Origin of the sequence: Pseudomonas sp. 43(2021), from assembly GCF_017490805.1 — a bacterium.
Classification (GTDB): Bacteria; Pseudomonadota; Gammaproteobacteria; order Pseudomonadales; family Pseudomonadaceae; genus Aquipseudomonas.
Window position 1 is genome coordinate 1 of record NZ_JAFGYJ010000366.1, and the last position, 486, is coordinate 486.

The window sequence follows — 486 nt, forward strand, 5'->3', positions numbered from 1 at the left end:
TCTGGAGATCGCTCTTGATACACCGGCGTACGGTCCCGCGAACTTGAGCAATGCGGTGCGCGTGCCACGTGAAATGATCATTGGCCAAGGGCCCGCGCCGGCACTGCCGCAGCCGCTGCGAGCGGGTGAGGCTTCGCCACTTTTACGCTACGGGCGTACACGCTTGAGTGCCGATCAGCTGATGAGCGGTGGCTTCGACAGCGTGAGTCTGCTGAGCAACGGTCTGATGACGTTCGACGGCGATGTCGACCTGCACATGGGACAGGGCCTGAGCCTGTTCGCCGGTTCTCTTTCATTGGCCGAGACGGCGAGTGACAGCGCCCGGGTCAACCTCAGCGCACCTTACCTGCGCCTGTCAGGGCTGGGCACCTATTTCAGCTCGGAAGTCAAAGTGCGTCCGCGGGTGATGAGCAATCCGACAGCGCAGTTGTCCGGCGCGCAATTCACCGCCAGCGCGAACCTGCTGGACGTGGGCAACTCGCTTTC

At 62.8% G+C, this 486-nt stretch carries 1 protein-coding gene; it reads left to right on the forward strand.

The window, feature by feature from the left end; translation table 11 throughout:
• Positions 1-163: 163 nt before the first annotated feature.
• A partial coding sequence (locus J5M71_RS27670; RefSeq protein WP_207838756.1) for a hypothetical protein occupies positions 164-486 on the forward strand: 323 nt, incomplete at its 3' end.